The sequence below is a fragment of the Streptomyces sp. NPDC054975 genome, from assembly GCF_053609105.1.
This window is the reverse complement of sequence record NZ_JBSGWV010000082.1, coordinates 1-18,059: the sequence shown is the minus strand read 5'-3', so window position 1 is coordinate 18,059 and position 18,059 is coordinate 1. Positions and strand designations below refer to the sequence as shown.

The window sequence follows — 18,059 nt, the reverse complement described above, 5'->3', positions numbered from 1 at the left end:
CTCCTGGTCGGGGTGGGGGGTCTTTTTTTTTTATAAACCACCGTGTTTCGGCCCCGGGGGTTTCCCAACACAAACCCCCCACCCGGGCGCCCCCCCCCCCGTTTTGGGTGGGGGGGGGGGCCCGCCGCCGTATTGTCTTGAGTGTCAACGCGTCCCTTAAGGAGCGGCTTCATGAGCGTCCCCGTCGTCCACTCGCTGCGCGAACAGATCCGCGAGCACATCGTGGAGGGCATCGTCAGCGGGCGCTGGAAGCCGGGCGAGCGGATCGTGGAGCGCCGGATCGCGACGGAGCTGGAGGTCAGCCAGACGCCGGTGCGCGAGGCGCTGCGCGAGCTGGAGTCGCTGCGGCTGATCGAGTCCTCCCCCAACAAGGGTGTACGGGTACGCAATCTGACGGCGGCCGACCTGGAGGAGAGCTACCCGGTCCGGGCGGGCCTGGAGCAGATCGCGGCGGAGCTGGCGGCGACGCGCCTCGCGGCGGACTGCTCGGCCCTGGAGCCGCACGTGGCGGCCCTGTACGAGGCGGACGCGGTCGCGGACGGCACGGCGCAGGTGCGGCACACGGTGGCGTTCCACCGTGAGCTGGTGAAGGCGGCCGGGAACAGCGTGCTGCTGCACACCTGGGAGGGCCTGGGCATCGAGGTCTTCACGGCCCTGTCGATCCGCTGGCTCGGCACGGTCCAGAAGTCGTACGCGGAGGAGCACCAGGAGCTCGTCGAGGCCTTCCGCCGCGGCGACCCGAACATCGGCACCCTGGTCAAGGCCCACGTCCTGGGCTGCGCGCCGAGGGCCTGACCCACCCCGTACCCCCTTGAGCGGGCCCCCGACCGGGGCCCGCTCATTCGTGCGAAGCACCTCTCATCCGGCGCCCCACCTGCGAAAACAAGGCACCCGGTGCCCATTTCGGCGGCACCCTGTGCCGACTTTTGCGTTCCGGCGAAGTTTTTCGCTTCAACACTTTGATCGATCATCGATCGGCGGCTTACAGTCTTCGGCGGGCCGCTACCCGGCCCTTCGCCCTGTCCTGCCGACAAGGCACCCCTTCTCCACCCCCATCTGTCCGGAAGGCGGCGATCATGACCGATCCCGTAGGCAAGATTCCGAGCGAGCTCGACCAGCTCCCGGACCGTGACACCGAGGAGACCGCCGAGTGGGCGGCCTCCCTGGATGCCGTCACCAAGGCCGCCGGCCCTCACCGGGCCGCCTACCTGATGCGCCGCACGCTCCAGCACGCCGAGGGCGCGGGCCTCGCCCTGCCCAAGCTGCTGGAGACGGACTACGTCAACACCATCCCCACCTCCGCCGAGCCGTCGATCGGCGACTTCGGCGGAGATGAGGAGCTGGAGCGCCGGATCACCGCCTGGAACCGCTGGAACGCCGCCGCCATGGTGACCCGCGGTGCCAAGCACGGCGTCGGCGGCCACATCGCCACCTTCGCCTCCGCCGCCTGGCTCTACGAGACCGGCTTCAACCACTTCTTCAAGGGCAAGGAGTCCGGCGACGCCGCCGGTTCCGGCGACCAGCTCTACATCCAGGGCCACGCCTCCCCGGGCATCTACGCCCGCGCCTTCCTCGACGGCCGCCTCACCGAGGCCCACCTCGACAACTTCCGGCAGGAGTCCGCCGGCAACGGCCTGCCCTCCTACCCGCACCCGCGCCGCCTGCCCTGGCTGTGGGAGTTCCCGACCGTCTCCATGGGTCTGGGCCCGCTCTCCGCCATCTACCAGGCGCGCTTCAACCGGTACCTCACCAACCGCGGCATCAAGGACGTCTCGTCCTCGCACGTGTGGGCGTTCCTCGGCGACGGCGAGATGGACGAGCCCGAGTCGACCGCGGCACTCGCACTCGCCGCCCGCGAGGGTCTGGACAACCTGACCTTCGTCATCAACTGCAACCTGCAGCGCCTCGACGGCCCGGTCCGCGCCAACTTCAAGATCGTGCAGGAGCTGGAGGCCCAGTTCCGCGGCGCCGGCTGGAACGTCGTGAAGTCGCTCTGGGGCAACGCCTGGGACGAGCTGTTCGCGCTCGACACCGACGGCGCCCTCGTCCGCCGCCTCCGCGAGGTCCCGGACGCGCAGGTACAGACGTACCAGACCCGCGACGCCGCCTACATCCGCCAGGACTTCTTCGGCTCCCACCCCTCGCTCGTCGCGATGGGGCAGCTGCTGAGCGACGACAAGATCCTGGAGTGCTTCCACCTCTCGCGCGGTGGCCACGAGCCCCGCAAGGTCTACGCCGCGTACAAGGCCGCCGTGGAGTTCAAGGGCGCGCCGACGGTGATCCTCGCGCAGACCGTGAAGGGCTTCACCCTGGGCGAGGGCTTCGCGTCGAAGAACGCGAACCACCAGATGAAGAAGCTCTCCACGGACGAGTTCAAGGCCATGCGTGACCTGCTCGACCTGCCGATCTCCGACGCGCAGTTCGTCGACGGCGTGGTCCCCTACGGCCACCCCGGCGCCGACTCCCCCGAGGTCCGCTACCTCCAGGAGCGCCGCGCGGCCCTCGGCGGCCCGGCCCCGGCCCGCCGTGTCCAGCCGCTCGCCCCGCTGCCGGCTCCGGCCGAGAAGGCGTTCACCGCCTTCGACAAGGGCTCCGGCTCGCAGTCGGTCGCGACCACGATGGCGTTCGTACGGCTGGTGAAGGACCTGGTCCGCGACAAGGAGACCGGCAAGCGCTGGGTCCCGATCGTCCCCGACGAGGCCCGTACCTTCGGTATGGAGTCGCTGTTCCCGTCGCTCGGCATCTACTCGCCGAAGGGCCAGACGTACGAGCCGGTCGACCGCGACCAGCTGATGTACTACAAGGAGGCCGTCAACGGCCAGATCCTCAACGAGGGGATCACCGAGGCCGGGTCCATGGCCGACTTCATCGCCGCGTCCACCGCGTACGCCACGCACGGCGAAGCGATGATCCCGTTCTACATCTTCTACTCGATGTTCGGCTGGCAGCGCACGGCCGACCAGATGTGGCAGCTCGGCGACCAGCTCGGCCGCGGCTTCCTCGTCGGCGCCACCGCCGGCCGCACCACCCTGACCGGTGAGGGCCTCCAGCACGCCGACGGCCACTCCCCCGTCATCGCGGCGACCAACCCGGCCGCCCTGACGTACGACCCGGCGTTCGCCTACGAGGTCGCGGCGATCGTCAAGGAGGGTCTGCGCCGGATGTACGGCGAGGCCGCCGAGGGCGAGGACCAGAACGTCTTCTACTACCTCACGGTCTACAACGAGCCGATGCCGCAGCCGGCCAAGCCGGCCGGTGTCGACGAGGGCATCATCAAGGGCCTGTACCGCTTCAACACGGCGGAGTCCGTCGCACTGGAGCTCCCCGCGAACGCCGCGCGCATCCAGCTGCTCTCCTCCGGTACGGCCATCCACTGGGCCCTCGAGGCGCAGAAGCTGCTCGCCGCCGAGTGGGGCGTGGGCGCCGACGTGTGGTCCGCGACCTCCTGGACGGAGCTGCGGCGCGACGCCCTGGAGGCCGACGCGGCGCTGCTGCGCGGCGAGGAGCAGGTGCCGTACATCCGCAAGGCCCTTGAGGGTGTGGAGTCCCCGGTCCTGGCCGTCTCGGACTACATGCGTCAGGTCCCTGACCAGATCGCGCAGTGGGTCGAGCAGGACTGGTCCTCGCTGGGTGCCGACGGCTTCGGCCTGTCGGACACCCGTGACGCGGCCCGCCGCCACTTCGGTGTCGACGCGCAGTCGATCGTGGTCGCGGCCCTGGCCCAGCTCGCCCGTCGCGGCGAGGTCCCGGCCTCGGCCGTGAAGGAGGCGCGCGAGCGCTACGGCCTGTAGACCGGGACTTCTCCCGGCTGTCGGTGGCGGCACGCATGATGGGGTCATGCGTGCCGCCCGGCTCATCAAGATGGTGCTTCTCCTCCAGTCCCGGCCCTCGATGACCGCGGCCGAGCTGGCCGCCGAGCTGGAGGTGTCCGAACGGACCATCACCCGTGATGCCCTCGCCCTCTCGGAGGCGGGGGTTCCGGTGTATGCGGACCGGGGCAGGGCCGGTGGGTACCGGCTGATCGGCGGGTACCGCACGCGGCTCACGGGCCTCGCGCGCGGCGAGGCCGAGGCGCTGTTCCTGTCGGGACTGCCCGGCGCTCTGCGGGACATGGGCCTGGAGGACGCGGCCTCGGCGGCCCGGCTGAAGGTATCGGCGGCGCTGCTGCCCTCGCTGCGCGACGCCCCGGAGTCGGCCGCCCAGCGCTTTCTGCTCGACGCGCCGGGCTGGTACCAGGAGCCGGAGACGCCGGACCTGCTGCCGCCGATCGCGGAGGCCGTCTGGGACGACCGGATGGTCTTGGCCCGCTACCGGCGCGGTGACGGCGAGGTGGAGCGCGAGCTCGCTCCGTACGGTCTCGTTCTGAAGGCGGGCGTCTGGTACCTGTGCGCGCGTTCGGGTGCGGCGTTGCGTACGTACCGGGTGGACCGCTTCACGGCCGTCGCGCTCACCGAGGAACGGTTCGTACGGGACGAGGAGTTCGACCTGCCGGGCTTCTGGGCCGAGCGGGCGGCGGAGTTCGCCCGCTCGCTCCTGCGCGCCGAGGTCGTGCTGCGGCTCTCCGCCGCGGGGGCGCGCCGGCTGCCGTACGTGACGGACCGCGCGGCGGCCGAGGAGGCGCTGGCGGGTGGCACGACGGACGCGGAGGGGTGGACGAGGGCGACGCTCCTCGTGGAGAACGAGGAGGTCGCCTTCGGCCAGTTGCTCGCGCTCGGTCCGGAGCTCGAGGTCCTCGCCCCGGAGTCCCTGCGGGCCCGTTTCGTGGCGGCGGCGAGGGGGCTCGCGGCGCTCTATGGGTGAGCGGGCGGGACGGTCCCCTCAGGCCAGGACGGCCATCGCCAGCGCGCCCGAGGCGTCGACGACACAGCACCATTCCGACCAGGCCCGGGGAACGACCTTTCCGGTCCGGTGGTGGACGAGGTCCCAGACCGCGTGCGCCAGCCAGCCCGCGGCCAGCAGACGGAGTCCGAGGGTCTCGTCGACGACCAGGGCGATCAGCGCCACGGCCGCGAAGCCGAGAAGTCCCGCGAGTTGGCGGGCGAGGGCGCCCGTCGGGCGCAGTTCCCCGCGCAGCGCGCCGAAGGCCAGGTAGCACAGCGGCATGAGGACGAGGAGCCCGGCGAGCAGCTCTCGGCCCGGGAGGCCGTCGACGAAGGTGACGAGCGCGAGGGCGAGCGCGAGGAGGGTGGGCCATCGGTGGGCGAGGGCGCGCGGGAGGCGGCTCAGGGCGGATCGCGGAGGCGTCGCGAGCGTCCCGTCGCCCCGACGGTCGCCGCGACCGTCGTTGCGGCCGTTGCCGTCCCGGACGTCGCCGTCGGGTGTGGAGCCGAGGGTCATGGCGTCTCCCTGAGGTGCCGTGAGGGGGCGGGGTGGTTCCCTCGTCACTCTGGGACGCTGCAGGACCCGGCCGCGCCCGCAGGCCGGAACGGTGTCCGTGGTCTTGGGGTACCTGTCCTTCCGGCATAGGGTCGCCGCATGGCGGAGCGGGTTATGGTGGTGGTCGGTTACGAATCGGCCGAGTTGCTCGACATCGCGGGCGTCACCACGAGCCTGGCGATGGCCAACGGGATAGGCGATCCCGCGGTGCCCTACCGGGTGAGCGTCGTCGGGCCGGGCGGCGGTCCGATCGTCTGCGGCTCGGGGCTCTCCCTCGGGAGTCAGCACTCCCTCGAACGGCTCGTCGGCCCCATCGACACCCTGATCGTGTCGGGGGGTGTCGGGGTCGAGCGGGCCTCCGAGGACCCACGGCTCGTGGGGCACGTGCGGCGGCTGGCGAAGGAGAGCCGGCGGGTGGCCTCGGTGTGCACCGGGGCGGGCGTCCTGGCCGCCGCCGGACTCCTCGACGGCCGTCGTGCCACGACGCACTGGCAGTTCGCGCCTCGGCTCGCCGCCCGCCATCCGCGGATCGAGGTGGACGCGGCCCCGATCTACGTGCGGGACGGGAACGTGTACACCTCGGCGGGCGTCACCAGCGCGATGGACCTCACCCTGGCCTTCATCGAGGAGGACCACGGCCCCGAGCTGGCCCGCCAGGTGGCCCGCCACCTGGTCGTCTATCTGCAACGGCCGGGGACCCAGGCACAGATGAGCCTGTTCACGGCCGCCCCGCCGACCCGCAACGACCTGGTCCGCGCGCTCGTCGAGCACATCACCGCCCACCCGGACCACGATCTGGGCCCGGCGGCCCTGGCCGCCCGCGCGGGCGTGACCCCGCGCCACCTCACCCGGCTGTTCGCGGAGCACCTCGGGGAGCCGCCGGGCCGGTTCGTCCGGCGGGCCCGCACCGAGGCGGCCGCGCAGCTCCTCGCCTCGACCGAGCTGCCCGTGACGGGGGTGGCCGCCCGCTGCGGGTTCGGCACCGTCGAGTCGCTGCGTCAGGCCTTCGTCGGCCGGTACGGAGTCTCTCCCGCCCACTTCCGGGCGACGCAGACCCGCGGGGCGCCCCGGTGACGCGCGAAGCCGGCGGCCGCACGGCACCGGGGCCGGTACGTCCTACCGATAGTCGTCCACCGACACCTTCTCGTCGGTCTCCTTGGCGATGATGAAGCCCCACGCGTCCGGCCGCGAGCCGTCCGCGTCCGTGAAGCCGTACTCCTTGGCCAGCTGCCCGCTGGAGAGCGACTGCCCGTTCCAGCGGGCCCGGTCCGGGTCGGCGGCGAGGGCGGCGACGGCACGGCCGACGTAGACCGGGGACTCGGCGACCGCGAAGTCGGGGAGCTTCTCGGTCGCGTCGCGCCAGTTGTCCTCCGTCACGCCGAAGTGGTCGAGCATCTGCTCGGAGCGCAGCCAGCCCGGGGTGACCGCGACCGCCGTGCCGCCGACGTCCTTCATGTCGTGGGAGAGCCCGAACGCCATCCGGATCGGGGCGTTCTTCGTGAGGTCGTAGTAGATGTTCTCCCGGTATCGGGTGGTGTTGTACTCCGCCGTCCCGTCCGTGACCTCCACGAGGAGGCCGCCCGGGTTCCGGATGAGCAGCGGCACGGCCGCCGCGCTGGTGATGAGGTGGCTCTTCACGCCCAGCTCCAGCATCCGCAGCCCGTCGGTGAGCTCCATCTCCCAGATCTTCTTCCCGAAGCCGGCCATGACCAGGTGCTCGCCGCCCCAGACGTCGTTGACCAGGATGTCGAGGCGCCCGCGCTCGCTGTCGATCCGTTCGACGAGCGCCTGGACCTGGTCGACCTCCAGGTGGTCGGTCGGCACGGCGATGCCCTCGCCGCCGGCCGCCGTCACCAGCTCGGCCGTCTCCTCGATGGTCTCCGTCGCGCGGCCGACCTCGCTGACCTTCTTCCGGGTGGTGCGCCCGGTCACGTACACGGTGGCGCCCGCCGCGCCCAGCTCCACGGCGATGGCGCGGCCCGCGCCCCGCGTGGCGCCCGCGACCAGTGCGATCCTGCCGCTCAGCGGCTTCGTTGCCGTCTCCGGCTTCGTTTCCGTCTCCATGGCCCGAGCGTGACAGGAAAGTACGACATCTCCTGTCCGATTTGATTTTGGCTGTTTCCGGGTGCGCCGCCCTCCCCCACGGTCGATGCTGGATCCCGTGATGGACGAAACGGAGTTCTGGGAGATCGTCGACTCGACGAGAGAGGCCGCCGAGGGCGACCCGGAGGAACACGCCGACGTGCTCGTCGAGCGGCTGCTGCAGCTCGACCCCGACTCCGTGCTCGACTTCGCCCGCCACTTCGAGGCCCGCTACAACCGCGCGTACCGCTGGGATCTGTGGGGCGCGGCGGCGGTGCTGCTCGACGGCGCGAGCGACGACGCCTTCGACTACTTCCGCTGCTGGCTCATCGGGCAGGGCCGCGAGGTCTTCGAGGGCGCGGTGCACGACCCGGACGCCCTGGCCGAGCTGCTGGACGACTTCGACGAGGAGATCGACGGGGACGGCGAGGAGCTGGGGTTCGCCGCCGACGAGGCGTACGAGCAGCTGACCGGTGCCGAGGCGCCCGATCTGGGGATCCCGCCGCAGCCGGCGGAGCCGGAGGGCACCGCCTTCGACCTGGAGGACGACGCCGCACTGGCGGAACGCTACCCGCGCCTGTGGGAGCGCTTCGGCGCGCAGGTGGCCTGACGGCGTCGGAGGTACGGACCCGGGGCCGTCCCTCCCGGGATCCGTACCGGCTCGTGGGGCGTCGGCTCAGAAGTGGGTGCCGCCGTCGATGCGGACCTCGGTGCCGGTGATGAACCTGCCGTCCTCGCTCGCCAGCATCGCGACGACGCCGGCGACGGTCTCCGGCCCCGCGAAACCCTGGCCGAGGGCGGGGGTGAGCTTCATGAAGAGGGACAGGTCGGCGTCCTCGGGCAGGCCGGGGCCGACGCTCTGCCGGCTGGCGCCGGTGCCGTCGGTCATGCCGGAGGAGATGGAGCCGGGCTGGACGGCGGTGAAGCGGATGCCCTGCTTGGCGTACTCGGCGGCGAGCGCGTGGGTCATGGCCTGGATGCCGCCCTTGCTGGCCGCGTAGGCGGCCATGTACGGGTGGGCGAAGAGCGCCGAGGTGGAGGAGAAGTTCACGACGGCCGAGCCGTCGCCCTCCAGCAGGGCGGGGATCGCCTCGCGGATCACCAGGAAGGTGCCGGTGAGGTTGATCCGGAGCACCTGCTCGAAGGAGTCGAGGCTCGTCTCGTGGGTGTGCGAGGAGCGCAGGATGCCGGCCGCGTTGACCAGCACGTCCAGGCCGCCGAGGGCTGTGACGGCGGCGGCGACCCCGTCGCGTACGGAGGTCTCGTCGGCGACGTTCACGACGAGCGTGGTCAGCCGGTCGGCGGCGGCGCCGGCCTTGGCGACGGTGTCCTTGAGGCCGTCCTCGCTGATGTCGGCGGCGGCGACGCGACCGCCCTCGGCGAGCATGCGCAGCACGGTGGCCTGCCCTATGCCGGAGCCGCCACCGGTGACCAGTGCGCGGCGTCCTTCGTAGCGGTTCATGTCCTGTCCGGCCTCTCGATGACGATCCCTGGGTGACGATCTCTGGATTGCGCGGGGTCACGCTCGGGACACCGTACGCCTGGGTGGCACGTTTTGCCACCACTGCATGAAATGCAGGGTCGGCAGAGGCGGGCGTACCCTCGTACGGTGAGCACCCAGCCCGCCACCAGGCCCACCTCCCTGACCGAGCGCCGCAAGGCGGCCACCCAGCTCGACATCGCGCGCGCCGCCGCCGAGCTCTTCACCGAGCGCGGCCCGGACGGCACGACGGCCGAGGACATCGCCCTGCGGGCGGGGGTCGCGCTGCGCACCTTCTACCGGTACTTCCGCTCCAAGCAGGACGCCGTCGCCCCGCTCCTCGCGGGCGGCGCGGACCGCTGGCGGGAATCGCTCGCGGCGGCGGAGCCGGGGTCGACCGTGCCGGCCGCCCTCGAACGGTCGATCGCCGAGGCGCTCGCCGGTGCGGACGAGGAGGCGGCCGAGGGGCTGCGCTGGACGCGCGGGCTGCTGCGGGCGGCGGCCGAGGACCCGGCGCTGCGGGCGGTCTGGTACCGGGTCAACCAGGAGTCGGAGGAGAAGCTGCTCGCCGTCGTGGCCGAGCTCGCGGGCCCCGACGCGGACCCGCTGGAGGTACGGCTCGCCGCGGCGGCGGCCACGGACGCGATCCGGGTGGCTCTGGAGGCCTGGGCGGAGACGGACGCGCCGGTCCGGGGCAAGGGCGCACCGGCGGAGCTCGCGGTGCGCTGCCTGCGCGAACTGATGGGCGGGCTGGGGCCGTTGACGCCTAGGGGGTGAGCGTGGGCCCCGTGGGCGCGGGCGCCGTCAGCGAGCGGCCCATCAGCACGTCGTCCACGTACGCGCCGTCCAGGAAGAACTCGCCGGGCAGGACGCCCTCGACGACGAAGCCCTCCGAGGCGTAGAGCGCGCGGGCCGGGGCGTTGTGGCCGAGGACGCGCAAGGTGATCCGGCGGGCGCCCTGGCGCCGGGCCTCCGTCATCGCGGCGCGCAGCAGCGCGCGGGCCACGCCCCGGCCCCGCGCACTCTCGGCCACGGCAAGGCCCTGGATCTGCCGGACGTGCCGGTTGCAGGCGAGCGGGGTCGGCGGAACGAGCCGCAGATAGCCGACGACCACCCCGTCGTGCTCGGCCACCAGGTAGTCCTCGGGCCGGTGGCGCTCGTCGAAGAACGGCGGGTACGGGGGTTCCGGCCGGGGCTGCACGGCGTGCAGGGGCGACCAGGTGGACCGGTCCAGCTCCCCGAGGGCCTGCTCGTCGGTGGCAGCGGCCTGGCGTATGCGCGTCTCCGGCATGATCATGGCGGCCACTGTGCCACGGACGGGCCCGGAAGGGCAGGATGGGCGCATGCAACGCTCCCGCATCGCCGTCACCGGCGCCTCCGGACTCATCGGCTCGGCCCTGGTGCGCTCCCTGCGCGCCGACGGCCACCAGGTCTCCCGGCTCGTACGCCGTCCCGCCCGGACCGCCGACGAGGTCGAGTGGGACCCCGCTCGGCTGTACGTGGACGCGGCCGGGCTCGTCGGCGTCGACGCGGTCGTGCACCTCGCGGGCGCGGGCGTCGGCGAGCGCCGCTGGAGCGAGGCGTACAAGAAGGAGATCCGCGACAGCCGCGTGCTCGGTACGCGGGCGATCGCGCAGGCCCTCGCCTCGCTGGCCGACCCGCCGAAGGTCCTGGTGTGCGGCACGGCGCTGGGTTACTACGGCGACACCGGCTCCCGCGCCGTCGACGAGAGCGCGCCCGCCGGCGAGGGCTTCCTGCCGTCGGTGTGCGTGGAGTGGGAGGCGGCCGCGGCCCCGGCCGAGGAGGCCGGCATCCGGGTCGCGTACGCCCGCACGGGCCTCGTGGTGGCCGCCGAGGGCGGCGCGTGGGGCCGGCTCTTCCCGGTGTTCCGCGCCGGCGTCGGCGGGCGGATGGGCGACGGCCACCAGTACTGGAGCTTCATCTCGCTGCACGACGAGGTGGCCGCCCTGCGGCACCTGGTCGACACGGAGTCCCTCGCGGGGCCGGTGAACCTGACGGCCCCGGAGCCGGTCACCAACCGGGAGGTGACGGCGGCGATGGGCCGGGTCCTGCGCCGCCCGACGGTCTTCTCCGTCCCGGCGCCGGCGCTGCGCCTGGCGCTCGGGGAGTTCGCGGTGGACGTGCTGGGCAGTCAGCGGGTGCTGCCGAACCGCCTGTTGGAGTCGGGCTTCTCGTTCGCGTTCCCGACAATCGACGACTCGATCCGGGCGGCGGCCTGAGGGACGTGGCGGGGCGCCCGTGGGCGGGCGGCCTGAGAGGGCGCGCGGGCGCTCGGAGAGCAGTCTGAGGGGGCGCGTGACCGGCGGTCCGACCGCGGCGCGCTGTGGGGGCGACCGGCGGCCTGAGGGGGCGCGCGGGGCGCTCGCCCGGCGGTCTGCCGGGAGGCCCGTGCGGAGCGGCCGCCCGGCCGCCCGAGGGCGCGCGGAGCGCTCGCGGTCCTGGTGGCCCTCGGGGCCCTCCCTCGTCCTCGCGGTGCGACCCCGTGCTCCATGCACCCCGGTGCGCGCCGCTGGCGCGGGTGGGCACGGCTGCCCGAGGCTTGCAGGCCCTGAATGCGAACGCGGGCATTCCGGGGGCCGGTTGGGGGCATAGGCCTCCCACCAAGCCGCGCCGACCTGGGGAGGGGCACGTGCTCAGTACCGCACGCCATACGGATGTCGTCACGGACGTCGTCATTGTCGGGGCCGGGATCGCGGGACTCGCGGCCGCGCACCGTCTGACCAGCGCCGGACTCGGCGTCACGGTCCTGGAGGCCGGCCCCCGCGTCGGCGGCCGACTGGCCACCGAGGACGTCGACGGCTTCCGGCTCGACCGGGTGGGGCCGCTGCTCACGACGTCGTACGCGGAACTGCTGCGGACCCGAGGGCTCGCCGGGGTGACGCTGCGGCCGTTCGCGCCAGGGGCGCTGGTGCACAGCGACGGCCGGTACCTGAGGATCGGCGAACCGTTCCCGCACCCGCGCCGTCGCTCGCCGCACGGCCGGGGGTCCGCGCACGCGCCCTGGCGCGGGGCGTGGGGGTCCCCGCACGCGCCCTGGCGCGTAGGGGGCGCATACACGGTGGCGCGCGCCCTTGCGAGCGCCCCCCGGAATCCGGCGGCCTCACTGGACCAGGCGCGCCTCGGCACGTCCCTCGCCCGGCTCGCGGCCACCCCCGCGCAGCGCCTGCTGACCCGTCAGGAGCGGACGGCGCGCGAGGCCCTGACGGCCCGGCTGCCCGCGCGTACCGTCCAGGGGGTGCTGCGGCCCCTGATCGCCGCCCTGCTCGGCGATCCCGACCTAAGCACCTCCAGCCGCTACGCCGACCTGGCGCTGCGCGCGTTCGCCCGGGGGCGGGTGTCCGTGCCGGAGGGCGGCTCGGGAATGCTGCCCGAACTGCTCGCGGCGGCCCTGCCGGAGGGCACGGTGCGCACCGGGGTCCGGGTGACGGAGGTCGGGATCGACCGGGTCGAGACGGCGGAGCACGGGGTGTTCGGCTGCCGCTCGGTCGTCCTCGCCACGGGCGCGCGGACGGCGGCCGAGCTGCTGCCGGGCTTGCGGGTGCCCGCCTTCCACGCGGTGACCGTGCTCCACCACACGGCTCCCGAGGCACCCGCGCAGGACCCGGTCCTGCTCCTGGAGTCCGACCCGGGCGGCCCGGTCGCGCACTCGGCGGTCATGAGCGCCGTCGACCCCACGCGCGCGCCGGACGGCCGGGTCCTGGTCACCTCGACGGTCCTGGGCGCGCCGCCCGACGACATGGAACGGCGGGTGCGCAAGCACCTCGCGACGCTGTACGGGACGTCGACGGACGAGTGGGAGCTGCTCGCGCTCCACCACACGCCCGAGGCGATCCCCTCGATGCCCCCGCCGCACGACCCGCGCCGCCCGGTCCGGCTGCTCTCCGGCCTCTACGTCTGCGGCGACCACCGCGACACGGCCACGCCACAGGGCGCTCTCGTCTCCGCCCACCGCGCGACCCACGCGCTCCTGACGGATCTGGGCATCCGAGCGCCGCAGGGCGCTCCGGCGGAGGTCGCGGCGTAGTCCAGTCCCGGACGTCCGGCGCGGCTCAGCCGATCGCCGCGACGCGATCGCGGTACGTACGGACCGCGGCCGCGTCGCGGTACGGCTCCAGGCGGCGCTCGAAGTCGCGGACGTATTCGAGGGCGCGGGCCGAGCGCATCTCGGAGGCCTGCTGGGCCGCCTCAGCGCCGAGCGCGCAGGCCTGGTCGAGCTCGCCCAGGCCGAGGCGGGCGGAGGCGAGGACCACGCGGCACAGGAGGCGGCTGCGGGCGAAGCCGGGGGCGCGGAGCTGGAGGGAGCGTTCGGCGTGCTGGGCGGCGGCGCGGTACTGCTGGAGGTCGCGGTGGCAGTGCCCGAACTCGTCCGCGAGCTGCGCCTCGTCGAAGGGCCGCGCCCAGTACGGCACGTCGTCCCCGGGCCTGGCCGCCTCCAGCGCCCGCTCGGCCCGGGCCAGCGCCGCGCCGCACGCCCGCGCCTCGCCGAGCACGCCGTGCCCACGCGCCTCCACGGAGTGCAGCAGGGCTTGGACGACGGGCGGGGCGGCCGAGCCCACGCCCTGCTGGGCGACCCGGGCCAGCTGCACGGCCTCGCGCCCGTGGCCGAGGTAGACGGCCTGGCGGCTCATGGTGATCAGGACGTACGAGCCGTAGGCCCGGTCCCCCGCCGCCTGCGCGAGCCGCAGCGCCTGGACGAAGTACCGCTGGGCGAGCCCGTGCGCCGCGATGTCGTACGAGGTCCAGCCGGCGAGCCGCGTCAGGTCGGCCGCCGCCGCGAACAGGCGGCGGCCGACGGACTCCCCGTACGTGCCGCGCAGCATCGGCTCGGCCTCGTGCTCCAGGTAGCGCACGAGGGCCTGGCGGGCGTGGCCGCCGCCGTACGCGTGGTCGAGGGTGCGAAACAGTTCGCCGACCGAGCGCAGCGCGGCGACGTCTCCGCTGGAGACCCGCTGCCCGGGCCCCCGGTCCGTGCCGCGCTGCCGGGGCACCGAGGGCCGGCCCTGCGGCGGGACGCGCGGGTCCTGCGCGAGCCGGCCGTCCGGACCGAGCCGCCCGTTCGGGGCCGCCGCCTCGCCCCGCGCCACCCGTTCGTCGGCGCGCCCGATCAGCCAGTCCCGGCTGGGGACGACGAGGCCCGCCGGGGTGAACGCGATCTTGCGGAGTTCGGCGTGGCTGCCGGAGTCCTTGCGCCACAGGCCGCTGACGATGTCGACCGCTTCCTCGGGCGAACCGGCGAACTCCAGTCCCGCGTAGACGGGCGCGCAGGCGTCGAGACCGAGGTCCTGGGCGGAGAGCCGGCGGCCGAGGCGCCGGGTGAAGACCTCGGCGATGAGGGCGGGCGTGGTGCCGCGCGGCTGCTGGCCGCGCAGCCAGCGGGTCACGGAGGTCTTGTCGTACCGCAGGTCGAGTCCGTGTTCCAGGCCGAGCTGGTCGACCCGTCTGGCCAGGCCCGCGTTGGAGAACCCGGCTTCCGCGATGAGCGCGGCGAGCTGGCGGTTCGGGATGCGCTGCGGGGGTCGTTCCGTCATCAGCTGTGCGGTCTCCTGCCTTCCGGGCCCGGGTGGAAGCCCATGTGGACCCTCATGGAACGGCGTGAATTTAGCGGCCCCCACCGCCCATACCGCCTCCTTCGCCCCACATTCATCCGATCGTGTGAGGATTCAGCGGCGGGATTTACAGGCCGTCGAGCCAGGCCACGCCGTCACGTTCCGTACCCGCGTGGCGGTCGCGGTGACGGACGGTGGCGGCCTCGAAGGCCCGTCTCCACCTGCCCGACCCGGTAGGAGGACGCCGCCGTACAGTGGCATGGGCGCGAATGACGCATGGTGGCCGAGCCGGCCCCGGGACGATCCCCGGAACCCGGCGCGGGCACAGGAGGAGGCACTGCCGTGAGTGAGCTGCGATTCGTCCGTCTGGGCTTCGGCGAGGACGCCGTCGAGTACCAGGTGGCCTGGGACAAGCAGCGCGAGGTGCACGCCGCCCGGTTCGCCGACGAGGTCCCCGACACCTGTCTGCTCCTGGAGCATCCGCCCGTGTACACGGCGGGCCGGCGCACGGCGGACAACGAGCGCCCCCTGGACGGGACGCCGGTCGTGGACGTGGACCGGGGCGGCAAGATCACCTGGCACGGCCCGGGCCAGCTGGTGGGCTACCCGATCCTGAAGCTGCCCCGCCCGGTCGACGTCGTCGCGCACGTCCGCCGGCTGGAGGAGGCGCTGATCCTCACGGCCGCCGAGTTCGGTCTGGAGACCACCCGGATCGAGGGTCGCAGCGGCGTGTGGGTGCTCGGCGACCCGGTCGAGCAGCGCCCCGCGCTCGGCGGACTGTCCCTGGACTTCGACCCGCGTCTGACCGACGAGGAGTTCGACCCGCGCCTCAACGGCCCCGAGTACGCCCCGTCCAACGCCGGCCAGCGCCGCGAGGACCGCAAGCTCGCGGCGATCGGCATCCGGGTCGCCAAGGGCGTCACGATGCACGGCTTCGCGCTGAACGTGAACCCGGACAACGTCTGGTTCGACCGGATCATCCCGTGCGGGATCCGCGACGCGGGAGTGGCCTCGCTGGCGAGCGAGCTGGGCCGCGACATCACGATCGACGAGGTCCTGCCGGTGATGGAGAAGCACCTGCGGGCCGTCCTGGAGAACGCGGAGCTGAAGCCGCGGGAGATCGAGCGCCCCGACGTGACGGCGTCCGAGCCCGCGGGCGCGGCGCCGTCGGCGGCCGTGTCCGCCTAGGGAATGCCGGGCCCTGGCCACAGGTTGGCCAGGAGTAAACAAAACCGCATGAACAACGGGCGTACCCTGGTGTGCGCCGAAGAATCGAAGCTACAGGGAGCCGGTCGTGTCCGCAGTCGCACCCGACGGACGCAAGATGCTGCGCCTGGAGGTCCGTAACGCCCAGACCCCCATCGAGCGCAAGCCCGAGTGGATCAAGACCCGGGCGAAGATGGGCCCCGAGTACACGAAGATGCAGGGCCTCGTGAAGAGCGAGGGCCTGCACACGGTCTGCCAGGAGGCGGGCTGTCCCAACATCTTCGAGTGCTGGGAAGACCGGGAGGCCACCTTCCTCATCGGCGGTGACCAGTGCACGCGGCGCTGCGACTTCTGCCAGATCGACACGGGCAAGCCCGAGGCGCTGGACCGTGACGAGCCCCGCCGCGTCGGCGAGTCGGTCGTCACGATGGACCTGAACTACGCCACCATCACCGGCGTCGCGCGCGACGACCTGGAGGACGGCGGCGCCTGGCTGTACGCGGAGACCGTGCGCCAAATCCACGAGCAGACCGCCGGCCGCGCCGACGGCCGTACGAAGGTCGAGCTGCTCGCCCCCGACTTCAACGCGGTGCCGGAGCTCCTCGCCGAGGTCTTCGCCTCCCGCCCCGAGGTCTTCGCGCACAACGTCGAGACGGTCCCGCGGATCTTCAAGCGGATCCGTCCCGGCTTCCGCTACGAGCGCTCGCTCGACGTCATCACCAAGGCCCGTGACTACGGTCTGGTCACGAAGTCGAACCTGATCCTCGGCATGGGCGAGACCCGAGAGGAGGTCAGCGAGGCGCTCCAGCAGCTGCACGCGGCAGGCTGCGAGCTGATCACGATCACGCAGTACCTGCGTCCCTCGGTCCGGCACCACCCCGTGGAGCGCTGGGTGAAGCCGCAGGAGTTCGTGGAGCTGAAGGAGGAGGCCGACGAGATCGGCTTCTCCGGTGTGATGTCGGGTCCGCTCGTGCGGTCCTCGTACCGTGCGGGCCGTCTGTACCAGCAGGCGATCGAGAAGCGCGGCGCGGTCGACAACGCCACCCAGGCCGTGTGACCCGAGCCCGGACTGTGTGAATTCGCGCACAAGCAGTTACCGGTCAGTAGTGGCCGGATCCGACGCGGCCCGTACGCCCCCGCAGGTCAGGGGTGTGTACGGGCCGCGTCGGCGTCGGCGGAGGCGCGCAGATGGGCGCATCAACGTTTCATCAGTGTTTGACCAGCGGGTCATGCGCTGGTAACACCAGTCTGTGAGCATGGCTTCACTCACCGCCACACCGTGAGCCGCCGCTCTTCCGCTCCACCCCCCCACCTCATCTCATCCATGCTTGAGGGAGGACCTCGCCATGCAGGCCGCGACCCACGTCCGCGCCACCGCCATCCCGTCCGTCACCGACGCCCTGAGGGCCGTCGAGGCGCTGCTGCTCTCCGGAGGCCAGCGGACCGCCCGCCGCAACGCCTGGACATCGGTCCTGGAGGACCGCCGCCGGGCCAAGGACCGGGTCGAGGCCCAGCACGTGATGGAGGCCGTGGCTGGCCGCGCTTCCCGGGCCACGTAAACTTCAGGACATGGCGAGGAAGGCAAACACGGGCAGCGGTGACGCTGCGAACCAGGGGCGACTGAAGCAGATCGCCCTCACGTACAAGATGACCCGAAAGGCCGACCCGAAGGTCGGGCTTGTCGTCGCGGGCGTGGGCATCGTCGTACTCGGTGTCCTCCTCGCGATCGGGTTCCTGATCGGTCACCCGGTCTACCTGGGCATTCTGGGCTTCATCCTGGCGCTGCTCGCGATGGCGATCGTCTTCGGACGACGTGCCGAGCGCGCGGCCTTCGGCCAGATGGAGGGCCAGCCCGGCGCGGCGGCGGCGGTGCTCCAGAACGTCGGGCGCGGCTGGACGACGACCCCGGCGATCGCGATGAACAAGAGCCAGGACGTCGTGCACCGCGCGGTCGGCCGGGCGGGCATCGTGCTGGTGGCCGAGGGCAACCCGAACCGGCTGAAGCCGCTGCTCGCGGCCGAGAAGAAGAAGATGGCCCGCATCGTCGTGGACGTGCCGGTCACCGACATCATCGTCGGCAACGGCGAGGGTCAGGTGCCGCTCAAGAAGGTCCGTACGACCATGCTGAAGCTCCCGCGTGTCCTCTCGGGCCCGCAGGTGACGGTGGCCAACGACCGGCTGCGGGCGATGGGCGACCTGATGAGCAACATGCCGCTGCCGAAGGGCCCGATGCCGAAGGGCATGCGGATGCCGCGCGGCGGAAAGATGCGCTGAGCAGTTCCCGTACGAGAAGGGGCGCCCGGAACCGATCGGTTCCGGGCGCCCCGTCGTTATTCGTACGCGCGGCG

The 18,059-nt window shown here is 72.9% G+C and carries 17 protein-coding genes; 12 read left to right on the top strand and 5 right to left on the bottom strand.

The window, feature by feature from the left end:
- The first annotated feature begins 171 nt into the window (after window positions 1-171).
- The 3 genes from ACWF79_RS33870 (at window position 172) to ACWF79_RS33860 (ending at window position 4,800) form a co-directional block, all read left to right on the top strand.
- Window positions 172-795, top strand: a complete 624-nt coding sequence (locus ACWF79_RS33870; protein ID WP_453732010.1) for a GntR family transcriptional regulator — start codon at window positions 172-174, stop codon at window positions 793-795.
- A gap of 281 nt (window positions 796-1,076) precedes the next feature.
- The gene (gene aceE, locus ACWF79_RS33865; protein ID WP_453732009.1) at window positions 1,077-3,791 is read left to right on the top strand and encodes a pyruvate dehydrogenase (acetyl-transferring), homodimeric type; all 2,715 of its coding nucleotides are present in this window, start codon (window positions 1,077-1,079) and stop codon (window positions 3,789-3,791) included.
- 46 nt (window positions 3,792-3,837) lie between these two features.
- Entirely contained in the window at window positions 3,838-4,800 is a 963-nt protein-coding gene (locus ACWF79_RS33860) for a helix-turn-helix transcriptional regulator (protein ID WP_453732008.1), read from the top strand.
- A gap of 18 nt (window positions 4,801-4,818) precedes the next feature.
- On the opposite strand, the gene ACWF79_RS33855 is transcribed toward ACWF79_RS33860, so the two are convergent.
- Window positions 4,819-5,337 carry a hypothetical protein gene (locus ACWF79_RS33855; protein WP_453732007.1) on the bottom strand — a complete coding sequence of 173 codons (519 nt, stop codon included), beginning with the start codon at window positions 5,335-5,337 and terminating at the stop codon, window positions 4,819-4,821.
- A gap of 138 nt (window positions 5,338-5,475) precedes the next feature.
- Between ACWF79_RS33855 and ACWF79_RS33850 the strand changes: the two genes are divergently transcribed.
- Entirely contained in the window at window positions 5,476-6,450 is a 975-nt protein-coding gene (locus ACWF79_RS33850; protein ID WP_453732006.1) for a GlxA family transcriptional regulator, read from the top strand.
- 42 nt (window positions 6,451-6,492) lie between these two features.
- On the opposite strand, the gene ACWF79_RS33845 is transcribed toward ACWF79_RS33850, so the two are convergent.
- Complete coding sequence (locus ACWF79_RS33845) at window positions 6,493-7,440, bottom strand: SDR family oxidoreductase (RefSeq protein WP_453732005.1); 948 nt, start codon at window positions 7,438-7,440, stop codon at window positions 6,493-6,495.
- Window positions 7,441-7,540: 100 nt separating this feature from the next.
- Here ACWF79_RS33845 and ACWF79_RS33840 point away from each other — a divergent pair, with 100 nt between their 5' ends.
- On the top strand, window positions 7,541-8,068 hold the full coding sequence (locus ACWF79_RS33840; protein WP_453732012.1) for a DUF4240 domain-containing protein: 528 nt from the start codon (window positions 7,541-7,543) through the stop codon (window positions 8,066-8,068).
- A 66-nt stretch (window positions 8,069-8,134) separates the two neighbouring features.
- Here the strand turns inward: ACWF79_RS33840 and ACWF79_RS33835 are convergent, their stop codons facing one another.
- Entirely contained in the window at window positions 8,135-8,920 is a 786-nt protein-coding gene (locus ACWF79_RS33835) for an SDR family NAD(P)-dependent oxidoreductase (protein ID WP_453732004.1), read from the bottom strand.
- 147 nt (window positions 8,921-9,067) lie between these two features.
- Here ACWF79_RS33835 and ACWF79_RS33830 point away from each other — a divergent pair, with 147 nt between their 5' ends.
- Window positions 9,068-9,715 carry a TetR family transcriptional regulator gene (locus ACWF79_RS33830; protein WP_453732003.1) on the top strand — a complete coding sequence of 216 codons (648 nt, stop codon included), beginning with the start codon at window positions 9,068-9,070 and terminating at the stop codon, window positions 9,713-9,715.
- Here ACWF79_RS33830 and ACWF79_RS33825 read toward each other — a convergent pair.
- A complete protein-coding gene (locus ACWF79_RS33825) occupies window positions 9,705-10,229 on the bottom strand; it encodes an N-acetyltransferase family protein (protein WP_453732011.1) in 525 nt (174 codons plus the stop codon). The genes ACWF79_RS33830 and ACWF79_RS33825 overlap by 11 nt on opposite strands.
- A gap of 52 nt (window positions 10,230-10,281) precedes the next feature.
- Between ACWF79_RS33825 and ACWF79_RS33820 the strand changes: the two genes are divergently transcribed.
- Together ACWF79_RS33820 and ACWF79_RS33815 are read left to right on the top strand one after the other, a co-directional pair.
- Complete coding sequence (locus ACWF79_RS33820; protein ID WP_453732002.1) at window positions 10,282-11,178, top strand: TIGR01777 family oxidoreductase; 897 nt, start codon at window positions 10,282-10,284, stop codon at window positions 11,176-11,178.
- A gap of 410 nt (window positions 11,179-11,588) precedes the next feature.
- Entirely contained in the window at window positions 11,589-12,983 is a 1,395-nt protein-coding gene (locus tag ACWF79_RS33815; RefSeq protein ID WP_453732001.1) for an NAD(P)/FAD-dependent oxidoreductase, read from the top strand.
- A 25-nt stretch (window positions 12,984-13,008) separates the two neighbouring features.
- Here ACWF79_RS33815 and ACWF79_RS33810 read toward each other — a convergent pair whose 3' ends face one another.
- Window positions 13,009-14,487 (bottom strand): regulator, encoded by a 1,479-nt coding sequence (locus tag ACWF79_RS33810; protein ID WP_453732000.1) that lies wholly within the window; start codon window positions 14,485-14,487, stop codon window positions 13,009-13,011.
- A 360-nt stretch (window positions 14,488-14,847) separates the two neighbouring features.
- Between ACWF79_RS33810 and lipB the strand changes: the two genes are divergently transcribed.
- The 4 genes from lipB to ACWF79_RS33790 all read left to right on the top strand — a co-directional run bounded on the left by lipB (window position 14,848) and on the right by ACWF79_RS33790 (window position 17,985).
- Complete coding sequence (gene lipB, locus ACWF79_RS33805; RefSeq protein WP_453731999.1) at window positions 14,848-15,693, top strand: lipoyl(octanoyl) transferase LipB; 846 nt, start codon at window positions 14,848-14,850, stop codon at window positions 15,691-15,693.
- Between the two features lie 106 nt (window positions 15,694-15,799).
- Window positions 15,800-16,768 (top strand): lipoyl synthase, encoded by a 969-nt coding sequence (lipA, locus tag ACWF79_RS33800; protein WP_453731998.1) that lies wholly within the window; start codon window positions 15,800-15,802, stop codon window positions 16,766-16,768.
- A 289-nt stretch (window positions 16,769-17,057) separates the two neighbouring features.
- Window positions 17,058-17,270 (top strand): SCO2195 family GlnR-regulated protein, encoded by a 213-nt coding sequence (locus ACWF79_RS33795; RefSeq protein ID WP_453731997.1) that lies wholly within the window; start codon window positions 17,058-17,060, stop codon window positions 17,268-17,270.
- A 10-nt stretch (window positions 17,271-17,280) separates the two neighbouring features.
- On the top strand, window positions 17,281-17,985 hold the full coding sequence (locus tag ACWF79_RS33790; protein WP_453731996.1) for a DUF4191 domain-containing protein: 705 nt from the start codon (window positions 17,281-17,283) through the stop codon (window positions 17,983-17,985).
- Window positions 17,986-18,059: the final 74 nt, after the last annotated feature.